Genomic DNA, 21,046 nt, shown 5'->3' on the forward strand with positions numbered 1-21,046 from the left:
TGATATCAGCCAATTCTTGATGCATCGCTACAACTGGATTCGACCCCATCAATTCAACGGTGGGTTGGCGCCAGCGCGGGCCGAAGAAAAACTTAACGTCGTGTCCGGGATTAGTTGACCACTACAAATCGGTTTTCCGCCACGGGTGACGGTCAACCCGGCGTCGTCGAGGACCAGGTCGTTGAAGCTCAACAGTTCATTGCTCGCCCGCTTCCGATGGTGCCGGCGCAATACGGCAGCGACCCGGGCTTTGAGTTCATTAGGGCGGAAGGGTTTGCTGACATAATCGTCGGCGCCGGCATTGAGTGCCTGGACGATATCGTTTTCGCCATCCCGGCTGGTCAGCATGATCGCGGCCGGTGGAGCGTCCAAGTGTTTGCGAGTCCAGTGTAGTAAGGACAAGCCATTTAGATCGGGAACCTGCCAGTCGAGGATTAGCAGGTCGAAGGTTTCCCGACGCAGTTGGATGAGCAGGTTTTCGCCCCGTTCAAAGCTGTGCAGCGACCATGGCTGTTCACCGGCTTGGGGTATCTGCTGCAGGGTTTGCTCGACACGGCGCAGTTCGGCGGGTTCATCGTCCAGGATCGCAACGCGCATAAGCGGTGTTCCTTGTTGCTTGGGCAATACCTATCGACGATAGCGGCTCGATTGAATTCGTCAAAGCCAGCGGCCTGCCGTTGGTCGCGACGTCCGCTATGATTCGTTGAGTCGACCCTTTCGGACGCTGTCGGGAATCATGAAATCCATCACCCAGCCCCCCTGCCCTTTTGCTCATGAATAACCAACGGCGTGGCGCAAGCGCAGAGCCGAGTCAGGTCGAACGGTTGTTTCGACAATTGGTGCGCGAGTGGGTGTGGATAAGTGGGGTGCTGTTGCCGTTGACGGCACTGCTGTCCTATAGCGCCCAGGTGAACCTGGATGATCCAACACCGGTCTCGAGCGCGGTGGTGTCGGTGTGCCTGGTGACTAGCGTTCTCGGGCTGTTGTGGTGGCGACCACGCCTGGCACTCTGGCTGACGCTGGTGGGCATGGCTTGTACCCTGCTGGTCAGCGCCGGACTTGCGCAGTGGGGTAAATGGTGGTCGCCGACGCCCGCGGTGCTGGGGATGCTGTTCAGTTATCTGATCTGGAATTGGCGAAGACTCAGCGTGGTACTGACCTATTTTGGTTGGGAACTGGCGCGCCTGGACAGTGAGCCGAAAATCATTCCGGAACGCCGATACGTGCCACTTCCCCACGGCGATCGCTTGCAGGAGCAGATCATGGCGCTTGAGCAGGCCCTGAGCCGTACCCGTGACACTCGCCGCTTCATTGCCGATGGCCTGGAGCACTTGCCGGTTGCCATGCTGATCAGCGCTCCCCGGGGCGAGATTCTGCTCTGTAACCGAAAGGCCCGTGATTTGTTCGGCGTCGATCTGGTGGGCAATGGTGTGCTTGAGCGATTGGCGCAACTTGGCTACCCCAACCTTCCCCCGGGACAGGAAACGCCATTGGCGGCCCTGCCTTTGCTGGAATTTCGCGACACCAGGGAGCGCAGCCTGCGTCTGGAGCGTGCGCCGCTACTGCCGGTGAACGGGCAAAGTCCCATCGGTTGGTTGTGGAGCCTGACAGACCTGAGTGTCGAACGGGATGCAGAGCAACAGCGAGGTGTCATGTTGCGTTTCCTGTGTCACGACTTGCGCGCCCCCCACTCGGCTATCCTGGCGCTGCTGGAGGTGCATCGACAACAAGTGGGCGAGGACTCCCCACTGCTGGAGCAAATCGAGCGACAGGTGCGTCGTGCCCTCAATTTGACTGACGGTTTCGTGCAACTGGCCAAGGCCGAATCCGAGGCGTATCGGTTTGAGCCGAGCCTGTTCGCGATGCTGGTCATGGATGTGTTCGATCAGGCATTGCCGATCGCACAGCAAAAGCACATCGAACTGGTTCAGCATGTGGACGATCAGGCCCAGGAAAGCCTGGTCCTGGCGGATCAGGCGTTGTTGACCCGCGCACTGTTCAATCTGCTGGAGAACTCGATCAAATACAGTGCTTGCGCCACCCGGATCAATTTGTCGGTCCGGCATCACGAAGGCTGGCTCAGGTGTGAGCTGGTCGACCAGGGCAAAGGCATTTCGGCACAGGAGTTACCTGAGCTGTTTATCCAGTACCGACGTTTCTCGTCAGCCCAGGGAATTGACGGCGTGGGGTTGGGACTGTCGATGGTGAAGGCTGTGGTCGACCGCCATGGCGGACGAATCGAATGCCACAGTACGGTGGGTCAGGGCACAACCTTCAGGCTTGAATTTCCATTGTTTCGCGACTGACTGGATCTCGTTTTCCACCCATAAAAAAACCGGCTATATCAGCCGGTTTTTTTACGTCTGAAAAAAACTTATGCACGGTTTTATGATTTTTATCATTTTATGAAATATCTATAAAAAACAAGTTGTTACGTACAAATACCGACGCTTTTCGGTGAAACGGTACACAGGTTATCCACAGAATCTCAGACAGCCAGCGGGTCGTTTGAAACCGGTGCCTGCGGTGCCGGTGGCAGCGAGCCCATTTCCCGTTGCATTTGCTCGTTCCAGGCCTGGACGCGGTCGTTCAGTTCGGCGATGGCACGAGGCCCGGTGCCCTGGGCGTACATCGGGGTACCGATGATCACCGTGATCACGCCCTGCTTTTTTGCCCAACCGGTTTTCGGCCAGAATTTGCCAGCGTTGTGCGCAATGGGCAGCACGGGTAATTCAGCATTCACCGCCAATGCGCTGCCGCCGCGCGAGAACTTGCCGACGGTGCCGAAGGGAACGCGCGTGCCCTCAGGGAAGATCAGCACCCAGACATTGTCCTTGAGCAACTCATCACCTTTCTTCGCAACATGCTTGAGCGCGGCTTTCGGGTTGTCACGGTCGATGGCAATCGGTCGCAGCATGGCCATGGCCCAACCGAAGAACGGCACGTAGAGCAATTCACGCTTGAGCACCTGGCTCAGCGGCGAGAAGTAAGCGGAAAGAAAGAACGTCTCCCACGTACTCTGGTGGTTCGACTGAATGACGCAAGGTCGTTCCGGTACGTTCTCGGCGCCCTTCACTTCGTAGCTAATACCCAGAAATACCTTGCTCAGCCACAAGGCGCAGCGGCACCAGTACACGTTGATGAAGCGATAGCGTGCCTTGAAGGGCAAGAACGGTGCGATAAAAAAGCTCAAGCTGCACCACAGCAGGGAGCTGGTGCCCAGCAGCAGGTAAAAGAGGAAGGTTCTGATGGCCTGCAGTATCGACATGGTGACGTTTACCGTTGCGGGAAACACCCGCCTATATAAAGCGCACTCCTGAACAATCCTTCGCCAGGAAATTCAGAAGCACTCTAATTGTGGATAAGTTCTGCGGCAATCGCCGCCAGATCGTCAAAAATCAATGTGCCAACCGGAAGGGTCTTGCCCTGAGTCTTTTCGCCTTTCCCGGTCTTTACTAAAACTGGCTGTGAATCGACGGCTTTGGCGGCTTCCAGGTCACCAAGGCTGTCGCCGACGAACCAGAGATTGGTCAGCGACACGTTGTAATGCCCGGCGATGGTTTTCAGCATCCCGGGTTTTGGCTTGCGGCAATCGCAGCCGTCATCCGGCCCGTGCGGGCAGTAGACGATCAGCCCGACTTCACCGCCCTGCTCCGCTACCAACGAACGCAAGCGCTCGTGCATGGCATCCAGGGTGGCGAGGTCGTAATAGCCGCGAGCGATGCCCGACTGGTTGGTAGCGACCGCCACCGTCCAGCCGGCCTTGCTCAACTGCGCGATGGCTTCGATCGAACCGGGGAGCGGAATCCACTCTTCCACCGACTTGATATAAGCGTCGGAGTCGTAATTGATCACCCCGTCCCGATCGAGAATCAGCAGTTTCAACAGCAGTCCCTCAACCTAGCAGCGAAATGTCGGCGACGCCGAGGAACAGCCCACGCAGACGCGCCAGCAACGCATAACGGTTGGCGCGGACTTTCGCGTCCTCCGCGTTGACCATCACGGCTTCGAAGAACGCATCCACCGGTTCGCGCAGGGCGGCCAGGCGTGCCAGGGATTCGCTGTACTGGCGCGCAGCGGCCATCGGCTGCACAGCCTGGTCAGCCTGTTGGATCGCCGAGTACAGGGAGAACTCGTTGGCGTTGTCGAAGTACTTGGCTTCAACGACCGTCGGCACCGAGCCTTCGACCTTGCTCAGCAGGTTCGACACACGCTTGTTCACCGCGGCCAGGGCAGCGGCTTCCGGCAATTTGCGGAAGGCTTGTACCGCTTGCACGCGCTGGTCGAAGTCCAGGGCAGAACCCGGCTTCAGGGCGCGTACCGACAGGTAGGTCGCTACATCGACGCCTTCGTCTTCGTAACGGGCACGCAGACGGTCGAAGATGAACTCCAGTACCGAGTCATTCAGGCCAGTAGCCTTGACCTTGCTACCGAACGCATTCACGGCGAAGGCCACGGCGTCGTTGAGGTCCAGGTCCAGTTGTTTTTCGATCAGGATCCGCAGCACGCCCAGTGCTGCACGGCGCAGGGCGTACGGGTCCTTGCTGCCGGTTGGCAACATGCCGATGCCGAAGATGCCGACCAGGGTATCGAGCTTGTCGGCGATGGCCACCGCCGCACCGGTCAGGGTGCTTGGCAGTTCAGCACCGGCACCGCGCGGCATGTACTGCTCGTTCAACGCCAGCGCGACATCTTGCGGCTCGCCGTCATTGAGGGCGTAGTAGTAACCGGCGACGCCTTGCATCTCCGGGAACTCGCCGACCATTTCGGTCGACAGGTCGCACTTGGACAGCAAGCCTGCACGAGCGGCCCATGCAGCGTCGCCGCCGATGCGCTGGGCGATGAACGCGGCGAGCTTGGAAACGCGTTCGGCCTTGTCGTAGACGCTGCCGAGTTTTTCCTGGAACACCACGTTTTGCAGGCGCAGGTTGAAGTCTTCGAGTTTCTGCTTCTTGTCTTGCTTGAAGAAAAACTCGGCGTCGGTCAGGCGTGGGCGAACCACTTTCTCGTTACCGGCGATGATCTGCTGCGGGTCTTTGCTTTCAATGTTGGCCACGGTAATGAAACGCGGCAGCAACTTGCCGTCGGCATCCAGCAGGCAGAAGTACTTCTGGTTGTCCTGCATGGTGGTGATCAGGGCTTCTTGCGGCACGTCGAGGAAGCGTTCTTCGAACGAGCACACCAGTGGCACCGGCCATTCGACCAGCGCGGTCACTTCGTCGAGCAGCGCTGGTGGAACGATTGCCGTGCCTTCCTGACGGGTGGCCAGCTCTTCGGTGCGCTTGCTGATGATCTCGCGACGCTCGTTGGCATCGGCCAGCACGTAGGCGGCACGCAGGTCGGCCAGGTAGCTGGACGGCGAACCGATGCGCACGTTTTGCGGGTGATGGAAACGATGACCACGGGAATCACGACCAGCCTTCTGCGCGAGAATGGTGCAGTCGATGACTTGGTCACCGAGCAGCATCACCAGCCATTGGGTCGGACGCACGAATTCTTCCTTGCGAGCACCCCAACGCATGCGTTTCGGGATCGGCAGGTCGTTCAGCGAGTCTTCAACGATGGTCGGCAGCAGGCTCGAGGTCGGCTTGCCGGCGATGCTCTGGCTGTAGCGCAGTTTCGGTCCGCTCTGATCGATTTCGCTCAGCTCGACGCCGCACTTCTTGGCAAAGCCCAGGGCGGCTTGGGTCGGGTTGCCTTCGGCATCGAAGGCGGCCTGACGTGGCGGGCCATCGAGGTTGATGCTGCGGTCCGGCTGCTGGGTGGCCAGTGCGGTGATCAGCACGGCCAGGCGACGCGGGGCGGCGTAGACGGTTTTAGTCTCGTAGTTCAGGCCGGCGGCTTGCAAGCCCTTGTCGATACCGGCGAGGAACGCCTCGGCCAGGGTGTTCAGGGCTTTGGGTGGCAGTTCTTCAGTGCCCAGTTCAACCAGAAAATCCAGAGCACTCATTGTGCAGCCTCCAGCTTGGCCAGTACTTCGTCACGCAGGTCCGGGGTCGCCATCGGGAAGCCCAGCTTGGCGCGCGCCAGCAGGTAGGCTTGCGCAACGGAACGCGCCAGGGTGCGTACACGCAGGATGTATTGCTGACGCGCAGTCACCGAGATTGCCCGGCGCGCATCCAGCAGGTTGAAGGTATGGGAAGCCTTCAATACCATTTCGTAGCTCGGCAATGGCAGCGGCTGGTCGAGTTCGATCAGGCGCTTGGCTTCGCTTTCGTAGAAATCGAACAGTTCGAACAGCTTGTCGACGTTGGCGTGTTCGAAGTTGTAGGTCGACTGTTCCACCTCGTTCTGATGGAACACGTCGCCGTAGGTCACTTTGCCGAACGGACCGTCAGCCCAGACCAGGTCGTAGACCGAGTCCACGCCTTGCAGGTACATGGCCAGACGCTCAAGACCGTAGGTGATCTCGCCGGTCACCGGGTAGCACTCGATGCCGCCCGCTTGCTGGAAGTAGGTGAACTGGGTCACTTCCATGCCGTTGAGCCAGACTTCCCAGCCCAGACCCCAGGCGCCGAGGGTCGGCGATTCCCAGTTGTCTTCGACAAAGCGGATGTCGTGGACCAGCGGGTCCAGGCCAACGTGCTTGAGCGAGCCCAGGTACAGTTCCTGGAAGTTGTCCGGGTTCGGCTTGAGCACAACCTGGAACTGGTAGTAGTGCTGCAGACGGTTCGGGTTTTCGCCGTAGCGGCCGTCAGTCGGGCGGCGGCTTGGCTGCACGTAGGCAGCGTTCCAGGTTTCCGGGCCGATGGCGCGCAGGAACGTTGCGGTGTGGAAAGTGCCGGCGCCTACTTCCATATCGTAGGGCTGAAGTACCACACAACCTTGCTCGGCCCAGTATTGCTGGAGGGCGAGGATCAAGTCTTGGAAGGTACGCACGGCTGGCGTAGGCTGGCTCACGAAATTCACCTGTTTCTTGGGCTGCGATTTAAAGAGCGGGAGTATACCCGATTCGTTGCTGCGCACGCCCCCTGGAGCCTTATGCCACGCTGCTTTTGGTGTTCCGAAGATCCGCTGTACATGGCTTATCACGATCAGGAGTGGGGCACGCCGCTACGCGATGCGCAGGGATTGTTCGAGTTGCTTTTGCTCGAAGGGTTCCAGGCCGGGCTTTCCTGGATCACGGTGCTGCGCAAACGCGAGCATTATCGTCAGGTGATGTTTGGTTTTGATGTCCAGCGCGTGGCGCAGATGAGCGATGCCGAAATCGACGAATTGATGCTCGATCCGGGCATTATCCGCAACCGCCTCAAGCTCAACGCCGCCCGGCGCAACGCCCAGGCTTGGCTGGCGCTGGAGGATCCGGTGACGTTTCTCTGGTCGTTCGTCGGTGGCACGCCGGTGATCAATCATTTCAAGGATCGCAGTGAAGTCCCGGCCGTGACGCCGACCGCCGTGGAAATGAGCAAAGGCTTGAAAAAAGCCGGGTTCACCTTCGTCGGGCCGACCATTTGCTACGCACTGATGCAAGCCTCGGGCATGGTCATGGACCACACTCAGGATTGCGACCGCTACGCGCAGCTGGCGAACGGCGGTTAGAATGGCCGACTCGCGCACCGCACAAGATCAGGAGTGACCTGTGGATAAGTTTAAAGGCGCCTTGCTGGTAGGCGCTCTGCGGCTGTTTGCCTTGCTTCCGTGGCGGGCCGTGCAAGCCGTGGGCTCGGCGATTGGCTGGGTCATGTGGAAAACCCCGAACCGTTCCCGCGACGTGGTACGGATCAACCTGTCCAAGTGCTTTCCGGACATGGACCCTGTCGAGCGCGAACGCTTGGTGGGTCAGAGCTTGAAAGACATCGGCAAGTCGCTGACCGAGAGCGCCTGCGCCTGGATCTGGCCGGCCCAGCGCTCCATCGACCTGGTGCGCGAAGTCGAGGGCCTGCAGGTTTTGAAAGACGCCCTCGCCTCCGGTAAAGGCGTAGTCGGCATCACCAGCCACCTGGGCAACTGGGAAGTGCTCAACCACTTCTATTGCAGCCAGTGCAAACCGATCATTTTCTATCGACCGCCTAAATTGAAGGCGGTGGATGAGTTGCTGCAAAAGCAGCGGGTGCAACTGGGCAACAAAGTGGCGGCGTCCACAAAGGAAGGCATCCTCAGTGTCATCAAGGAAGTGCGCAAAGGTGGTGCAGTGGGCATTCCCGCTGACCCGGAACCGGCCGAATCCGCCGGGATCTTCGTGCCGTTCTTTGCCACCCAGGCGCTGACCAGCAAATTCGTGCCGAACATGCTGGCCGGCGGCAAAGCGGTCGGCGTGTTCCTGCATGCCCTGCGGTTGCCCGATGGCTCCGGCTACAAAGTGATCCTGGAAGCCGCGCCAGAGGCCATGTACAGCACCGATACCGCCGAGTCTTGCGCGGCCATGAGCAAGGTGGTCGAGCGTTATGTTGGTGCCTATCCGAGCCAGTACATGTGGAGCATGAAGCGCTTCAAGAAACGCCCGCCGGGTGAAGAGCGCTGGTATTGAGTCGATTGGCATGATCTGTGGATAACCTTGCCGGGCAAGGTTATCCACAACCGTTCATTCAAGGGCGCAGAAGATGTCCGAACACCGCAAGTCATTACGCATCAAGATCAGTCACGAAAGCATCGGCGATTGTTTGGGGCACACCCGTAACCTGTCGACCACGGGCGTTTACGTCCAGCATCCGAAACTCCCGACGCTACCCCGCGGCGCCGTGGTTTACGGGCAGGTCCAGGACTTACCCACAGGCGCGCCGCGAGTCCGCATGGAAGTGGTGCTGGTGGATGCCGAAGGGATCGGCCTGCGCTACCTCTGATCAGTGCGCCTGACGCTCAAGTTTTTTCAGAAACACCGTCATTTCTTTCTCGGCCTGCTTGTCGCCATGGGCACGGGCGGCTTCCAGGCCTTGCTCCCAGGCCTGGCGTGCGGCGGCAAAGTCCGCCAGCGCCAGATGGGCCTTGCCCAATAGCTTCCACGCCGCCGAATACTTCGGATCGAATTCGACGCAGCGCTGCAAATGCTCAGCCGCCTTGGCGTTTTCTCCCAGGTCCAGATAACCCTTGCCCAGGCCGAAGCGCAGCAGGGAGTTATCCACACCCTTGGCGAGCATTTTTTCCAGGGATTCGAGCATGGGGGATATTTCCAAATGGATTGTGTTTGCGAAATCGCCTTCGCCGGCAAGCCGGCTCCTACAGGTCATACGCGATTTTCTGTAGGCGCTGGCTTGCCAGCGAAAGCGCTCTTAAGGATCAGAAGAAGCTCAACCCCACATGAAACAACTTCTCCACATCGCGAATATGCTTTTTATCCACAAGGAACAAAATCACATGGTCGCCGGTTTCGATCACCGTGTCGTCGTGAGCGATGATCACTTCTTCGTCGCGAATGATCGCGCCAATGGTGGTGCCCGGCGGCAGGCCGATGTTCTCGATGGCCTTGCCGATCACTTTGCTCGACTTCGCATCGCCATGGGCAATCGCCTCGATGGCTTCCGCCGCGCCCCGGCGCAGTGAGTGCACGCTGACGATATCGCCCCGGCGCACGTGGGCCAGCAAGGTGCCGATGGTCGCCAGTTGCGGGCTGATGGCGATGTCGATGTCGCCGCCCTGGATCAAATCCACGTAGGCCGGGTTGTTGATAATGGTCATCACCTTCTTCGCCCCCAGGCGCTTGGCCAGCAGCGACGACATGATGTTGGCCTCATCGTCGTTGGTCAGGGCCAGGAACAGGTCGGCATCGGCGATGTTCTCTTCCATCAGCAGGTCGCGGTCCGACGCACTGCCCTGCAACACCACCGTGCTGTCCAGCGTATCGGACAGATGACGGCAACGTGCCGGGTTCATTTCGATGATCTTCACCTGGTAACGGCTTTCGATGGCCTCGGCCAGGCGCTCGCCGATCTGTCCGCCACCGGCGATGACGATGCGTTTGTACGTCTCGTCGAGCCGGCGCATTTCGCTCATGACCGCGCGAATGTTCTCTTTGGCGGCGATGAAAAACACTTCGTCGTCAGCCTCGATCACCGTGTCGCCTTGGGGCAGGATCGGTCGGTCGCGACGGAAAATCGCGGCCACGCGGGTTTCCACATTCGGCATATGCTCACGCAACTGCCGCAGTTGCTGGCCCACCAGCGGCCCACCGTAATAAGCCCGCACCGCCACCAGTTGCGCCTGGCCTTCGGCGAAGTCGATCACCTGCAAGGCGCCGGGGTGCTGGATCAGGCGCTTGATGTAATTGGTCACCACCTGTTCGGGGCTGATCAGCACGTCCACCGGGATCGCTTCGTTCTGGAACAGTTGCTCTTCACGCGTCAGGTAGGCGGCTTCGCGCACCCGGGCGATCTTGGTCGGTGTGTGGAACAGCGTGTGGGCGACCTGGCAGGCAACCATGTTGGTTTCGTCGCTGTTGGTCACCGCGACCAGCATGTCGGCATCGTCGGCCCCGGCCTGGCGCAACACGGTCGGGAATGAGCCGCGGCCTTGCACGGTGCGGATGTCCAGCCGGTCGCCGAGGTCGCGCAGGCGTTCGCCATCGGTATCGACCACGGTGATGTCGTTGGCTTCGCTGGCCAGGTGTTCCGCCAGCGAACCGCCGACCTGCCCGGCGCCGAGGATGATGATTTTCATCCGGTCACTCCATTGAATCCATTTAACCGCGTGCGGCGGCGATCTTGATCAGCTTGGCGTAGTAGAAGCCGTCGTGGCCGCCTTCCTGGGCCAGCAACTGGCGACCATGGGGCTGCTTGATACCGGCCGCGGTGGCGAGGTCCAGTTCACGGGCGCCCGGTGTGCGCGCGAGGAAGGCTTCGATGACTTCGGTGTTCTCGGTCGGCAACGTGGAACAGGTGGCGTAGAGCAGGATGCCGCCGACTTCCAGCGTGTGCCACATGGCGTCGAGCAACTCGCCTTGTAGCACGGCCAGCGCGGCGATGTCGTCCGGTTGACGGGTCAGCTTGATGTCCGGGTGACGGCGAATCACGCCCGTGGCCGAGCACGGTGCGTCCAACAGGATCCGCTGGAACGGCTTGCCGTCCCACCAGGCCTGGGTGTCACGGCCATCGGCGGCGATCAGTTCGGCGCTGAGTTTCAGGCGTTCGAGGTTTTCCCGCACGCGCACCAGGCGCTTGGCTTCGAGGTCCACGGCGACCACGCCGGCCAGTTGCGGCTCGGCTTCGAGGATGTGGCAGGTCTTGCCGCCTGGCGCACAGCAGGCGTCCAGCACCCGTTGCCCCGGCGCCAGGTCGAGCAGATCAGCCGCCAGTTGCGCCGCTTCGTCCTGCACGCTGATCCAGCCCTCGGCGAAACCCGGCAGGCTGCGCACATCGGCGGGGGCATCGAGCACGATGCCGTCGCGGCTGTAGACACAGGGCGTAGCGGCGATGCCGGCAGCCGTCAGCAAACCCAGGTAGGCATCGCGGCTGTGATGGCGGCGGTTGACGCGCAGGATCATCGGCGGATGCGCATTGTTCGCCGCGCAAATCGCCTCCCATTGCTCCGGCCAGAAGGCCTTGAGGGATTTTTGCAACCAGCGTGGGTGAGCGGTGCGCACCACCGGATCACGTTCCAGCTCGGCGAAAATCGTCTGGCTTTCACGCTGGGCGTTGCGCAGCACGGCGTTGAGCAACGCCTTGGCCCAAGGCTTTTTCAGTTTGTCAGCGCAACCGACGGTTTCACCGATGGCGGCGTGAGCCGGAACGCGGGTATAGAGCAGTTGATAGAGGCCGACCAGCAACAGCGCCTCGACGTCAGCGTCGGCGGCCTTGAACGGTTTCTGCAGCAGCTTGGCTGCCAATGCCGACAAGCGCGGCTGCCAGCGTGCGGTGCCGAAGGCCAGGTCCTGGGTGAAGCCGCGATCACGGTCCTCGACCTTGTCCAGTTGGGTCGGCAGCGAACTGTTGAGTGAGGCTTTTCCGCTGAGGACAGCGGCGAGTGCCTTGGCGGCGGCCAGACGCGGATTCATTGGGCGTGCGCCGCTTGACCGAGGACGATGCCGGTGGCGAATTTCTCGCGACGGCTGTTGAACAGGTCGCTGAAGTTCAGCGCCTTGCCGCCGGGCAATTGCAGGCGGGTCAGGCACAGGGCCTGCTCGCCGCAGGCGACGATCAAGCCGTCCTTGCTGGCACCGAGGACTTCGCCCGGTGCACCTTGGCCTTCAGCGAGGGTCGCGGCCAGCACTTTCAGCGCTTCACCGTTCAAGGTGCTGTGGGTGATCGGCCACGGGTTGAAGGCACGCACCAGACGCTCCAGCTCGACGGCCGGACGGCTCCAGTCGATGCTGGCTTCGTCCTTGTTCAATTTGTGCGCGTAGGTGGCGAGGGTGTCGTCCTGCACGTCGCCGTGCAACGTGCCGGCAGCGAGGCCGGCAATGGCCTGGATCACGGCCGGTGGGCCCATTTCGGCCAAACGATCATGCAGGCTGCCGCCGGTGTCTTCGGCGCTGATGGGCGTGGCGACTTTCAGCAGCATCGGCCCGGTGTCGAGGCCGGCTTCCATGCGCATCACGGTCACGCCGCTTTCGGCGTCGCCTGCTTCCACGGCGCGCTGAATCGGCGCCGCACCACGCCAGCGTGGCAGCAGCGAGGCGTGACTGTTGATGCAACCCAGGCGCGGAATGTCGAGCACCACTTGCGGCAGGATCAGGCCGTAGGCCACCACCACCATCAGGTCCGGCTTCAGCGCGGCCAGTTCGGCTTGCGCGTCTGCGTTGCGTAAGGTCGGCGGTTGCAACACCTTGATGTTGTTCTCCAGAGCAAGCTGCTTGACCGGGCTCGGCATCAGTTTTTGTCCGCGACCGGCCGGACGGTCCGGTTGGGTGTAGACCGCAACGATCTCATAAGGGCTGTGGAGCAGGGCCTTGAGGTGTTCGGCGGCGAATTGCGGGGTGCCGGCAAAGACGATGCGCAGTGGCTCAGTCATGGAAGCTCTCGATTACACAGCAGCTTGAAAAGAAAAAGGCTTGCCGCAGCAAGCCTTTGAAGAGGGGCATCAGGCGTTCTGGCGGTGTAGCTTTTCCAGTTTCTTCTTGATGCGGTCGCGTTTGAGCGTGGACAGGTAGTCGACGAACAATTTGCCGTTGAGGTGGTCGCATTCGTGCTGGATGCACACGGCGAGCAGGCCTTCGGCGATCAGTTCGTAAGGCTGGCCATCGCGGTCCAGCGCCTTGATCTTGACCTTTTGCGGACGGTCGACGTTCTCGTAGAAACCCGGCACCGAGAGGCAGCCTTCCTGGTATTGCTCCATCTCGTCGGTCAGGGACTCGAACTCCGGGTTGATGAACACCCGCGGATCGGTGCGGTCTTCGGAGAGGTCCATCACCACGATACGTTTGTGCACGTTGACCTGGGTCGCGGCGAGGCCGATGCCTGGCGCTTCATACATTGTTTCAAACATATCGTCGACCAACTGACGCACTTCGTCGTCCACTACGGCCACTGGTTTGGCGATAGTGCGCAGACGCGGATCAGGGAATTCGAGGATGTTTAAAATGGCCATAAGCTTGATAAATGCACGTGTGAAGTAAGGTCGGGTCGATGGCCTGGCGGGTCCGAAGAAAGGCAGGCTACCTATGTAAAACGTAGCTCCCTTCTATTGATAAGCAAGCCGGGAGCGAGCCACCGAGGACTCTGGCGTTTTACGCGAACGCACATAATAAAGGGATTCACTGCATGAGGAAATCACTACTCGCCCTGCTACTCCTGGCCTCGACCGGTCTGGCGCAGGGGCAAGTGCCGGTCAAGGACGATATTCCCACGATAAAGCTGTCGCCCCAGGTGCGCAGCAGCCCGGTTGTGGAGGCCCTCCCCGGCATCGCGTTGAAATCAATCAACAGCTTTCTGCTGGGCAATCGCATCGTCGACAAGCCGGAGGATTTCGCCGAGGCGCCCTACATCGTCGCCGGCGATGGCGAACGGGTCCTCAGCGGCGCCGGCGACCGCATCTTCGCCCGCGGCCATTTCGACCATGCCCAACCGGCGTACAGCATCTTGCGCCAGGGCAAGGTCTACACCGACCCGCAGACCAAGGAGGTCCTGGGGATCAATGCCGACGACATCGGCGGCGGCGAGGTCGTGGCCACCGAAGGCGACGTTGCCACCCTGGTGCTGCAACGCACGACCCAGGAAGTGCGCCTCGGTGATCGCCTGTTCAGTGGTGAACAGCGTTCGATCAATTCGACGTTCACGCCCAGCGAGCCGAATCAGCCGATCAACGGCTTGATCATCGACGTGCCGCGCGGGGTCACGCAAATCGGTGCGCTGGACGTGGTCACGCTGAACAAGGGGCAACGCGACGGGCTGGCCGAAGGCAATGTGCTGGCGGTGATGAAAACCGGCGAAACGGTGCGTGACCAGGTGTCCGGGCAGTCCGTGAAGACCCCCGACGAGCGCGCAGGCCGGCTGCTGGTTTTCCGCACGTACGACAAGCTCAGCTACGGGTTGGTGCTCAACGCTTCGCGCTCGCTGGCGGTCTTGGACAAGGTGCAAAATCCGTAAGCTTGCTTCATAAGTTACCAACAGAGTTATCCACAGCTTGTTCGCGTCAGAACGAGCACTCACAACGATCAAGGATGATCCATGTCGCCGTCTGCTGTTACACCCGTGTCCCCTGCGGAACTGGAAGCTCGTTTGCGTTTGCATCGCTTGCCGGAGCTCGGTCCCGCGCGATTCAAGAAGTTGCTTGAAGCCTTTGGTTCGGCGTCGAAAGCCCTCAGCGCACCGGCGAGTGCCTGGCGTGCACTGGGTTTGCCATTGGCCTGTGCCGAGGCCCGGCGCAGCGCTGAAATTCGTGACAGCGCCAGCCATGCATTGGCCTGGCTTGCGCATCCGGCCCAGCATTTACTGATGTGGGACCAGCCGGACTACCCGGCACTGCTGGCGCAAATCAGCGATGCACCGCCGCTGCTGTTTGTGGCGGGCGATCCGCAGATTCTGGAAAAACCGCAGCTGGCGATGGTGGGAAGTCGTCGCGCTTCGCGACCGGGCATGGACACCGCGGCGGCGTTTTCCCGCAGCCTGGCCGGCGCCGGTTTTGTCATCACCAGTGGCTTGGCCGTGGGCATCGACGCCGCCGCGCACCAGGCCGCGCTCGACGTCGGCGGGCAAACGGTGGGTGTGCTTGGCACGGGGCTCGAGAAGTTTTATCCACAGCGCAATCGGCGCCTGGCAGACGCGATGATTGCCTCGGGCAGTGCGGTGCTTTCGGAGTTTGCGCTGGATGCGAACCCCCACGCCAGCAACTTCCCCCGGCGCAACCGGATCATCAGTGGGTTGTCGCTCGGGGTGCTGGTGGTCGAAGCCAGTGTGGCCAGTGGCTCACTGATCACCGCCAGGCTGGCGGCGGAACAGGGACGCGAAGTGTTCGCGATGCCAGGCTCGATCCACCACCCCGGCGCCCGTGGTTGCCATCAGCTGATTCGTGACGGCGCGGTGCTGGTGGAAACCATCGAACATATCCTCGAAGCCTTGCGCGGTTGGCAACAACTGTCGTTATCCACACAAATCAGCCCTGCGGCGGTCACTCACCCGTTGCTCAAACTGCTGCATGCCGCGCCGCACAGCAGTGAGGCGCTGGCCGATGCCAGTGGCTGGACGTTGCCCAAAGTGCTGGCGGCGTTGACGGAACTGGAAATGGACGGCAGCGCCGTGTGCGAAAACGGGCGCTGGTTTGCGCGGGTAAGCTAGGTTTTATAAACAAGATCGGTAAACTGCACGGAGCCTTATTCTGGAGAGTTTTTCATGGTCAACAGTTGGCGTGTGCAACAAGCCGCGCAAGCCATTCGCGCCGGGGCGGTGATTGCCTACCCAACCGAAGCAGTCTGGGGTCTGGGTTGTGACCCGTGGGACGAGGAGGCAGTGGATCGTTTGCTGCTGATCAAGGGCCGGTCCGTGGACAAGGGGCTGATTCTGGTCGCCGACAACATCCGCCAGTTCGACTTCCTGTTCGAAGACTTCCCCGAGTTGTGGATGGACCGCATGGCCAGTACCTGGCCGGGGCCGAATACCTGGCTGGTGCCGCACCAGAACCTGCTGCCGGAGTGGATCACCGGTGTGCACGAAACCGTGGCACTGCGGGTCAGCGATCATCCGATGGTGCGGGATTTGTGTGCGTTGGTCGGGCCGCTGGTGTCGACGTCGGCCAACCCGCAAGGGCGCCCGGCGGCGCGTACGCGGATTCGTATCGAGCAGTATTTCCGTGGTCAGCTGGATGGGGTGCTGGGTGGCAACCTGGGCGGGCGCAAGAACCCGAGCGTGATTCGCGACCTGGCGACCGGCGCGGTTGTGCGCCCGGACTGAGACCGCGTCATCGTTCTTCGCTGGCAAGCCAGCTCCCACAGATCCGCTGCGAACCCTGTGGGAGCTGGCTTGCCAGCGAAGGCGTCCTTAAGGCAACAACACAACCGAACCCGTCGTGCGCCGCGCCGACAACTCGGTCTGCGCCTTCGCCGCGTCAGCCAGTGGATAACGCTGGCTGATGTCCACCGTCAGCTTGCCGCTGCTGATCATCTCGAACAACTCGTCGGCCATGCGTTGCAGGTTCTCGGCGTTGTTCGCATACGTGCCGAGGGTTGGCCGGGTCACGTACAGGGAGCCTTTGCCCGCCAGAATCCCCAGGTTCACCCCGTCCACTGCGCCCGACGCATTGCCGAAACTCACCACCAGCCCGCGCGGTGCGGCGCTGTCGAGTGAGGTCAGCCAGGTGTCTTTGCCCACGCCGTCATACACCACCGGGACTTTCTTGCCGTCGGTCAATTCCAGCACGCGTTGCGCGACGTTTTCATGGCTGTAGTCGATGGTCGCCCAGGCGCCATTGGCCTTGGCCAATGCGGCTTTCTCCGCGGAACTGACGGTGCCGATCAGCTTGACGCCCAGGGCTTTGGCCCATTGGCAGGCCAGCGACCCGACACCACCGGCCGCGGCATGGAACAGGATGGTTTCGCCACCCTTGAGTTCATAGGTCTGGCGCAGCAGGTACTGCACGGTCAGGCCCTTGAGCATCACGCCGGCGGCCTGTTCGAAGCTGATGGCGTCCGGCAGTTTGACCAGGTTGGCCTCGGGCAATACATGCACCTCGCTGTAGGCGCCCAGCGGGCCGCTGCCATAGGCCACACGATCACCGACCTTGAAGCGCGTCACGTCGCTGCCCACCGCTTCGACCACGCCCGCACCCTCTGAGCCGACACCCGACGGCAGGGAGGGCGGCGGGTACAGACCGCTGCGGTAATAGGTGTCAATGAAGTTCAGGCCGATGGCCTTATTGGTGACGCGTACTTCCTTGGGGCCGGGCTCGGCGGGTTGGTAATCCACATATTCGAGCACTTCGGGGCCACCATGGGCACGGAACTGGATACGCTTTGCCATCAGGACTCTCCATAGGTCGTTTTACCAAGCGTCCTATCGGACTCCTAAGCTTGATCTTCGTCAACTGCGACGAGGTAACGGGCGATGTTATGCTACGCGCCCATTTGCGCCGCCCCCGCTCCAATGGAGCGCCGCATCGTTTCGCCCCGATTCAAGGTGATGACATGACGACCCGCACCGAGGCCGTAAAAGCCTACCTGCTCGACCTGCAAGATCGCATTTGCGCCGCTCTGGAAGCGGAAGACGGTGGCACGCACTTCGTCGAAGACGCCTGGACCCGGCCCGCGGGCGGTGGCGGTCGCACCCGCGTCATGGAGAACGGCGAGTTGATTGAAAAGGGCGGCGTCAACTTTTCCCACGTCTTCGGCAGCGGTTTGCCACCGTCCGCCAGCGCTCACCGACCCGAACTGGCCGGCCGTGGCTTCGAAGCCCTGGGCGTGTCGCTGGTGATTCACCCGCACAACCCGCATGTACCGACGTCCCACGCCAACGTGCGCTTTTTCATCGCCGAAAAGGAAGGTGAAGAACCGGTTTGGTGGTTCGGTGGTGGCTTCGACCTGACGCCTTATTACGGCAACGAAGAAGACTGCATCCATTGGCACCGCGTCGCCGAGCAGGCCTGTGCGCCGTTTGGTGCCGACGTCTACCCGCGTTACAAAGCCTGGTGCGACAGCTACTTCCACATCAAGCATCGTCACGAGCCGCGTGGCATCGGCGGGCTGTTTTTCGACGACCTGAACGAGTGGGACTTCGACACCAGTTTCGCCTTCATGCGCGCCATCGGCGACGCCTACATCGACGCGTACCTGCCGATCGTGCAGCGCCGCAAAAACGATGCCTTCACCGCCAAGCAGCGCGAATTCCAGGCGTTCCGTCGCGGGCGCTACGTTGAATTCAACCTGGTCTACGACCGCGGCACGCTGTTTGGCCTGCAATCGGGCGGACGCACCGAGTCGATCCTGATGTCGCTGCCGCCGCAAGTGCGCTGGGGTTACGACTGGAAGGCCGAACCTGGCAGCGAAGAAGCACGCCTGACTGAGTACTTCCTGCAAGACCGCGATTGGTTGGGCCTGGACTTGGGCGAGGCATCCTGATGGACCGTTATGTCGTATTCGGTAACCCGATTGGCCACAGCAAGTCGCCGTTGATCCATCGCCTGTTCGCCGAGCAGACCGGTGAAAAGCTGGACTACACCACCCTGCTGGCGCCACTCGACGACTTTTCCACCTGTGCCCGCACGTTTTTCCTCGAGGGTCGCGGGGCGAACGTAACCGTACCGTTCAAGGAAGAGGCCTATCGATTGGCCAGCAGCCTGACGGCGCGAGCGCAGCGCGCGGGTGCGGTGAACACCTTGAGCAAACTGGCTGATGGCAGCCTGCTGGGCGACAACACCGACGGCGCCGGGCTGGTGCGCGACCTGACGGTCAACGCCGGGTTCAGCCTCAACGGCAAACGCATCCTGTTGCTCGGCGCGGGCGGCGCGGTGCGCGGTGCTCTGGAGCCATTACTGGCCGAGCAACCGGCATCGGTGATCATCGCCAATCGCACCGTGGACAAGGCCGAGCTGCTGGCGGAATTGTTCTGCGATCTGGGGCCGGTCTCGGCCAGTGGCTACGACTGGTTGCAGGAGTCGGTGGACCTGATCATCAACGCGACCTCCGCGAGCCTGACCGGCGATGTGCCGCCGATTGCGCCGAGCCTGATCGAACCGGGCAAGACCCTGTGCTACGACATGATGTACGGCAAGGAACCGACCGCGTTCTGTCGCTGGGCCTGCGAACACGGCGCGGCGGTGGCAATGGACGGCCTGGGGATGCTGGCCGAGCAGGCGGCGGAAGCGTTTTTCCTCTGGCGCGGGGTGCGTCCGGAGACGGCGCCGGTGTTGGCGGAGCTGCGTCGGCAGTTGGCGCTGTAATTTTCTCGGGTAACTGCTTTTCTGGGGCGCTGCGTTCACTCCTCAAAGCGAATCGGGCAATTCTGCGCCCCTTCCAGCTTCCTCAATTCTTCCACCACCTGCGGTCTTGCTCGACGCAACGTCAGGCTGCGGTCCTGCTTGAGCAGGCGCCGCGCTTCCTGATGCAGCATTTCCACCCCTGAATAGTCGATGAAGTTGATCTGCTGCGCCTCGATCACCACCCGCGCACCGTGCAGGCGTTGCAGGCGCACTTGCAGGTAATGGCTGGCGCCGAAAAAGATCGAACCGCCCACCCGCAGGATGTCTTCCTCACCATCGCGCACATGCTGTACTCGTGGCTGCGACGTACGCTTGAGGTAAAAGAACAGCGATGCCAGCACCCCGGCGTAGATCGCTGTCTGCAATTCCAGCAGCAGCGTGGCAAGGCAGGTGAGTGCCATCACCACGAACTCGGCGCGGCTGACCCTCAACAGAGCGCGAATGCCGCGATGATCCACCAGTCCCCAGGCGATCAACAGAATGCTGCCGGCCATCGCCGGGATCGGAATGTGTTCGATCAGGTGCGCGCCGAACAGGGCGAACAGCGCCACCCACAGCGCCGAAAAAATCCCCGCCAGCGGCGAACAGGCGCCGGCTTCATAGCTGAGGCCCGAGCGGGTGAAGGACCCGGCCGACAGCGATCCGGAAAAGAACGCGCCGACGATATTCGACAAGCCTTGGGCGCGCACTTCCTGGTTAGCGTCGAGCAATTGCTGCGAACGCGCCGAGATCGAGCGAGCAATCGACAGACTGGTCACCAGCCCGAGCATGCCCACCGCCACGGCGCTGGGCAGCAAGCGCAGAATCAGGTCGAGGTCCAGCGGCAGCGCACTGAAGGGCGGCAAGCGGCCGACGAAGGCGCTGACCAACTGCACATGGCCGAATATCGACGGCCAAAGCCACACCAGCAACCCGCCGAGGACCAGGGTGATCAGCAGCGTCGGCCAATGTGGCAGCAACAGCTTGAGGACCACGCCGACCACCACGGTCGCCAGGCCCAGCGCCAGCGACGGGTGATCGATTTCGCCCAGGTGCTGGAACAGCAGCATGAAGCTGCCCAGTGCAGTGGCCTGGTTGGGTAAGTCGAGGCCCATCAGGTTCGGCAATTGGCCGATGGCAATGACCACCGCTGCCCCCAGGGTGAAACCCAGCACCACCGAATGCGAGACGAAATTCACCAGCGCGCCGAAACGCAGCATGCCCAGCAACCACTGAAAAATACCGGCCAACAGGGTCAGCAACAGGATCAGCGTGACGTAGTCCTGCGTGGCCGGAACGGCCAGAGGGCTGACGCTGGCGTACAGGACAATGGAGATGGCCGCCGTAGGACCGCAGATCAGATGCCACGACGAACCCCACAGGCAGGCGATCAGCACCGGGATGATGGCGGCGTACAGGCCGTATTCCGCCGGCAGGCCGGCGATCAGTGCGTAGGCAATCGATTGAGGCAGCGCCAGGATCGCACCACTGAGCCCGACAATCAGGTCACGTCCGACGCTGGCGCGGGTTTGCTTGGGCAACCAGGTGAGGAATGGAAAAAGTGAATGGCGGCTTGGCAGGGCCATGGGGCCTCTCGGTTGGGGTTTTTGCGCAAGGGTAGCAGGACAATACAATCATTGTGGCGAGGGAGCTTGCCCCCGTTGGACGCCGCAGCCGTCCCAAAAACCATTGAATGAAGTTTATCGGGTAGACCGCATTCGATGATTTTACGATTGCTTCGCAATCGAACGGGGGCAAGCCCCCTCGCCACAGCAAGCCCCTCTCCCCACAAAGT

20 protein-coding genes and 1 pseudogene are annotated in these 21,046 nt (G+C 61.4%); 9 read left to right on the forward strand and 12 right to left on the reverse strand.

Annotated elements, in window-relative coordinates; translation table 11 throughout:
* Positions 1 to 222 precede the first annotated feature (222 nt).
* Positions 223 to 597 (reverse strand): annotated as a pseudogene (locus J1D76_RS19130) (response regulator transcription factor); the annotation flags it as partial.
* A gap of 176 nt (positions 598 to 773) precedes the next feature.
* Here J1D76_RS19130 and J1D76_RS19135 point away from each other — a divergent pair.
* Positions 774 to 2,306, forward strand: a complete 1,533-nt coding sequence (locus tag J1D76_RS19135; protein WP_421139861.1) for an ATP-binding protein — start codon at positions 774 to 776, stop codon at positions 2,304 to 2,306.
* Positions 2,307 to 2,488: 182 nt separating this feature from the next.
* Here J1D76_RS19135 and J1D76_RS19140 read toward each other — a convergent pair whose 3' ends face one another.
* The 4 genes from J1D76_RS19140 to glyQ form a co-directional block, all read right to left on the reverse strand.
* Positions 2,489 to 3,268 carry a lysophospholipid acyltransferase family protein gene (locus J1D76_RS19140; protein WP_421139862.1) on the reverse strand — a complete coding sequence of 260 codons (780 nt, stop codon included), beginning with the start codon at positions 3,266 to 3,268 and terminating at the stop codon, positions 2,489 to 2,491.
* 83 nt (positions 3,269 to 3,351) lie between these two features.
* Positions 3,352 to 3,891 carry a D-glycero-beta-D-manno-heptose 1,7-bisphosphate 7-phosphatase gene (gmhB, locus tag J1D76_RS19145; protein ID WP_421139993.1) on the reverse strand — a complete coding sequence of 180 codons (540 nt, stop codon included), beginning with the start codon at positions 3,889 to 3,891 and terminating at the stop codon, positions 3,352 to 3,354.
* Between the two features lie 4 nt (positions 3,892 to 3,895).
* Positions 3,896 to 5,950 (reverse strand): glycine--tRNA ligase subunit beta, encoded by a 2,055-nt coding sequence (gene glyS / locus J1D76_RS19150; RefSeq protein WP_421139863.1) that lies wholly within the window; start codon positions 5,948 to 5,950, stop codon positions 3,896 to 3,898.
* Positions 5,947 to 6,900, reverse strand: coding sequence for a glycine--tRNA ligase subunit alpha (gene glyQ / locus J1D76_RS19155; protein ID WP_003187265.1), 954 nt, complete (start codon positions 6,898 to 6,900; stop codon positions 5,947 to 5,949). The genes glyS and glyQ overlap by 4 nt, the downstream gene beginning before the upstream one ends.
* Before the next feature lie 81 nt (positions 6,901 to 6,981).
* Between glyQ and tag the strand changes: the two genes are divergently transcribed.
* The 3 genes from tag (at position 6,982) to J1D76_RS19170 (ending at position 8,780) form a co-directional block, all read left to right on the forward strand.
* A complete protein-coding gene (tag, locus tag J1D76_RS19160; protein ID WP_421139865.1) occupies positions 6,982 to 7,539 on the forward strand; it encodes a DNA-3-methyladenine glycosylase I in 558 nt (185 codons plus the stop codon).
* A gap of 40 nt (positions 7,540 to 7,579) precedes the next feature.
* Positions 7,580 to 8,467, forward strand: a complete 888-nt coding sequence (locus J1D76_RS19165) for a lysophospholipid acyltransferase (RefSeq protein ID WP_421139866.1) — start codon at positions 7,580 to 7,582, stop codon at positions 8,465 to 8,467.
* A 73-nt stretch (positions 8,468 to 8,540) separates the two neighbouring features.
* Positions 8,541 to 8,780: a PilZ domain-containing protein gene (locus J1D76_RS19170; protein WP_421139868.1), complete on the forward strand. Its 240-nt coding sequence runs from the start codon at positions 8,541 to 8,543 to the stop codon at positions 8,778 to 8,780.
* On the opposite strand, the gene J1D76_RS19175 is transcribed toward J1D76_RS19170, so the two are convergent.
* From J1D76_RS19175 to def, 5 genes are all read right to left on the reverse strand, one after another.
* Positions 8,781 to 9,095 (reverse strand): tetratricopeptide repeat protein, encoded by a 315-nt coding sequence (locus J1D76_RS19175; RefSeq protein WP_421139869.1) that lies wholly within the window; start codon positions 9,093 to 9,095, stop codon positions 8,781 to 8,783.
* Between the two features lie 118 nt (positions 9,096 to 9,213).
* Positions 9,214 to 10,590, reverse strand: coding sequence for a Trk system potassium transporter TrkA (gene trkA, locus J1D76_RS19180; RefSeq protein ID WP_421139870.1), 1,377 nt, complete (start codon positions 10,588 to 10,590; stop codon positions 9,214 to 9,216).
* 22 nt (positions 10,591 to 10,612) lie between these two features.
* Positions 10,613 to 11,923 (reverse strand): 16S rRNA (cytosine(967)-C(5))-methyltransferase RsmB, encoded by a 1,311-nt coding sequence (gene rsmB / locus J1D76_RS19185; RefSeq protein ID WP_421139872.1) that lies wholly within the window; start codon positions 11,921 to 11,923, stop codon positions 10,613 to 10,615.
* Positions 11,920 to 12,879, reverse strand: a complete 960-nt coding sequence (gene fmt / locus J1D76_RS19190) for a methionyl-tRNA formyltransferase (RefSeq protein ID WP_421139873.1) — start codon at positions 12,877 to 12,879, stop codon at positions 11,920 to 11,922. The genes rsmB and fmt overlap by 4 nt, the downstream gene beginning before the upstream one ends.
* 69 nt (positions 12,880 to 12,948) lie before the next feature.
* Complete coding sequence (def, locus tag J1D76_RS19195; RefSeq protein ID WP_421139874.1) at positions 12,949 to 13,455, reverse strand: peptide deformylase; 507 nt, start codon at positions 13,453 to 13,455, stop codon at positions 12,949 to 12,951.
* Between the two features lie 173 nt (positions 13,456 to 13,628).
* Here def and J1D76_RS19200 point away from each other — a divergent pair, with 173 nt between their 5' ends.
* The 3 genes from J1D76_RS19200 (at position 13,629) to J1D76_RS19210 (ending at position 16,253) form a co-directional block, all read left to right on the forward strand.
* Positions 13,629 to 14,453: a peptidoglycan-binding protein gene (locus tag J1D76_RS19200; RefSeq protein WP_421139875.1), complete on the forward strand. Its 825-nt coding sequence runs from the start codon at positions 13,629 to 13,631 to the stop codon at positions 14,451 to 14,453.
* A gap of 81 nt (positions 14,454 to 14,534) precedes the next feature.
* Positions 14,535 to 15,641 carry a DNA-processing protein DprA gene (gene dprA, locus J1D76_RS19205; RefSeq protein WP_421139877.1) on the forward strand — a complete coding sequence of 369 codons (1,107 nt, stop codon included), beginning with the start codon at positions 14,535 to 14,537 and terminating at the stop codon, positions 15,639 to 15,641.
* 54 nt (positions 15,642 to 15,695) lie between these two features.
* Complete coding sequence (locus J1D76_RS19210; RefSeq protein ID WP_421139879.1) at positions 15,696 to 16,253, forward strand: L-threonylcarbamoyladenylate synthase; 558 nt, start codon at positions 15,696 to 15,698, stop codon at positions 16,251 to 16,253.
* Positions 16,254 to 16,340: 87 nt separating this feature from the next.
* Here the strand turns inward: J1D76_RS19210 and J1D76_RS19215 are convergent, their stop codons facing one another.
* Positions 16,341 to 17,318 (reverse strand): NADPH:quinone reductase, encoded by a 978-nt coding sequence (locus J1D76_RS19215; protein ID WP_421139880.1) that lies wholly within the window; start codon positions 17,316 to 17,318, stop codon positions 16,341 to 16,343.
* A gap of 164 nt (positions 17,319 to 17,482) precedes the next feature.
* On the opposite strand from J1D76_RS19215, the gene hemF reads away from it, so the two are divergent.
* Both hemF and aroE read left to right on the forward strand, forming a co-directional pair.
* A complete protein-coding gene (gene hemF / locus J1D76_RS19220; protein WP_421139881.1) occupies positions 17,483 to 18,412 on the forward strand; it encodes an oxygen-dependent coproporphyrinogen oxidase in 930 nt (309 codons plus the stop codon).
* Positions 18,412 to 19,233 (forward strand): shikimate dehydrogenase, encoded by an 822-nt coding sequence (aroE, locus tag J1D76_RS19225; RefSeq protein ID WP_421139882.1) that lies wholly within the window; start codon positions 18,412 to 18,414, stop codon positions 19,231 to 19,233. The genes hemF and aroE overlap by 1 nt, the downstream gene beginning before the upstream one ends.
* Positions 19,234 to 19,268: 35 nt before the next feature.
* Here the strand turns inward: aroE and J1D76_RS19230 are convergent, their stop codons facing one another.
* On the reverse strand, positions 19,269 to 20,837 hold the full coding sequence (locus J1D76_RS19230) for a SulP family inorganic anion transporter (protein WP_421139883.1): 1,569 nt from the start codon (positions 20,835 to 20,837) through the stop codon (positions 19,269 to 19,271).
* Between the last annotated feature and the right edge of the window lie 209 nt (positions 20,838 to 21,046).

The sequence above is a fragment of the Pseudomonas sp. NFX15 genome (genome assembly GCF_049132105.1).
Lineage (GTDB): Bacteria > Pseudomonadota > Gammaproteobacteria > Pseudomonadales > Pseudomonadaceae > Aquipseudomonas.

Coding starts and splice junctions, on each gene's coding strand:
- J1D76_RS19135 (WP_421139861.1), top strand. CDS start 774: ATGAATAACCAACGGCGTGGCGCAAGCGCAGAGCCGAGTCAGGTCGAA.
- J1D76_RS19140 (WP_421139862.1), bottom strand. CDS start 3,268: ATGTCGATACTGCAGGCCATCAGAACCTTCCTCTTTTACCTGCTGCTG.
- glyS (WP_421139863.1), bottom strand. CDS start 5,950: ATGAGTGCTCTGGATTTTCTGGTTGAACTGGGCACTGAAGAACTGCCA.
- tag (WP_421139865.1), top strand. CDS start 6,982: ATGCCACGCTGCTTTTGGTGTTCCGAAGATCCGCTGTACATGGCTTAT.
- J1D76_RS19170 (WP_421139868.1), top strand. CDS start 8,541: ATGTCCGAACACCGCAAGTCATTACGCATCAAGATCAGTCACGAAAGC.
- J1D76_RS19175 (WP_421139869.1), bottom strand. CDS start 9,095: ATGCTCGAATCCCTGGAAAAAATGCTCGCCAAGGGTGTGGATAACTCC.
- trkA (WP_421139870.1), bottom strand. CDS start 10,590: ATGAAAATCATCATCCTCGGCGCCGGGCAGGTCGGCGGTTCGCTGGCG.
- rsmB (WP_421139872.1), bottom strand. CDS start 11,923: ATGAATCCGCGTCTGGCCGCCGCCAAGGCACTCGCCGCTGTCCTCAGC.
- fmt (WP_421139873.1), bottom strand. CDS start 12,879: ATGACTGAGCCACTGCGCATCGTCTTTGCCGGCACCCCGCAATTCGCC.
- def (WP_421139874.1), bottom strand. CDS start 13,455: ATGGCCATTTTAAACATCCTCGAATTCCCTGATCCGCGTCTGCGCACT.
- J1D76_RS19200 (WP_421139875.1), top strand. CDS start 13,629: ATGAGGAAATCACTACTCGCCCTGCTACTCCTGGCCTCGACCGGTCTG.
- dprA (WP_421139877.1), top strand. CDS start 14,535: ATGTCGCCGTCTGCTGTTACACCCGTGTCCCCTGCGGAACTGGAAGCT.
- J1D76_RS19210 (WP_421139879.1), top strand. CDS start 15,696: ATGGTCAACAGTTGGCGTGTGCAACAAGCCGCGCAAGCCATTCGCGCC.
- J1D76_RS19215 (WP_421139880.1), bottom strand. CDS start 17,318: ATGGCAAAGCGTATCCAGTTCCGTGCCCATGGTGGCCCCGAAGTGCTC.
- hemF (WP_421139881.1), top strand. CDS start 17,483: ATGACGACCCGCACCGAGGCCGTAAAAGCCTACCTGCTCGACCTGCAA.
- aroE (WP_421139882.1), top strand. CDS start 18,412: ATGGACCGTTATGTCGTATTCGGTAACCCGATTGGCCACAGCAAGTCG.
- J1D76_RS19230 (WP_421139883.1), bottom strand. CDS start 20,837: ATGGCCCTGCCAAGCCGCCATTCACTTTTTCCATTCCTCACCTGGTTG.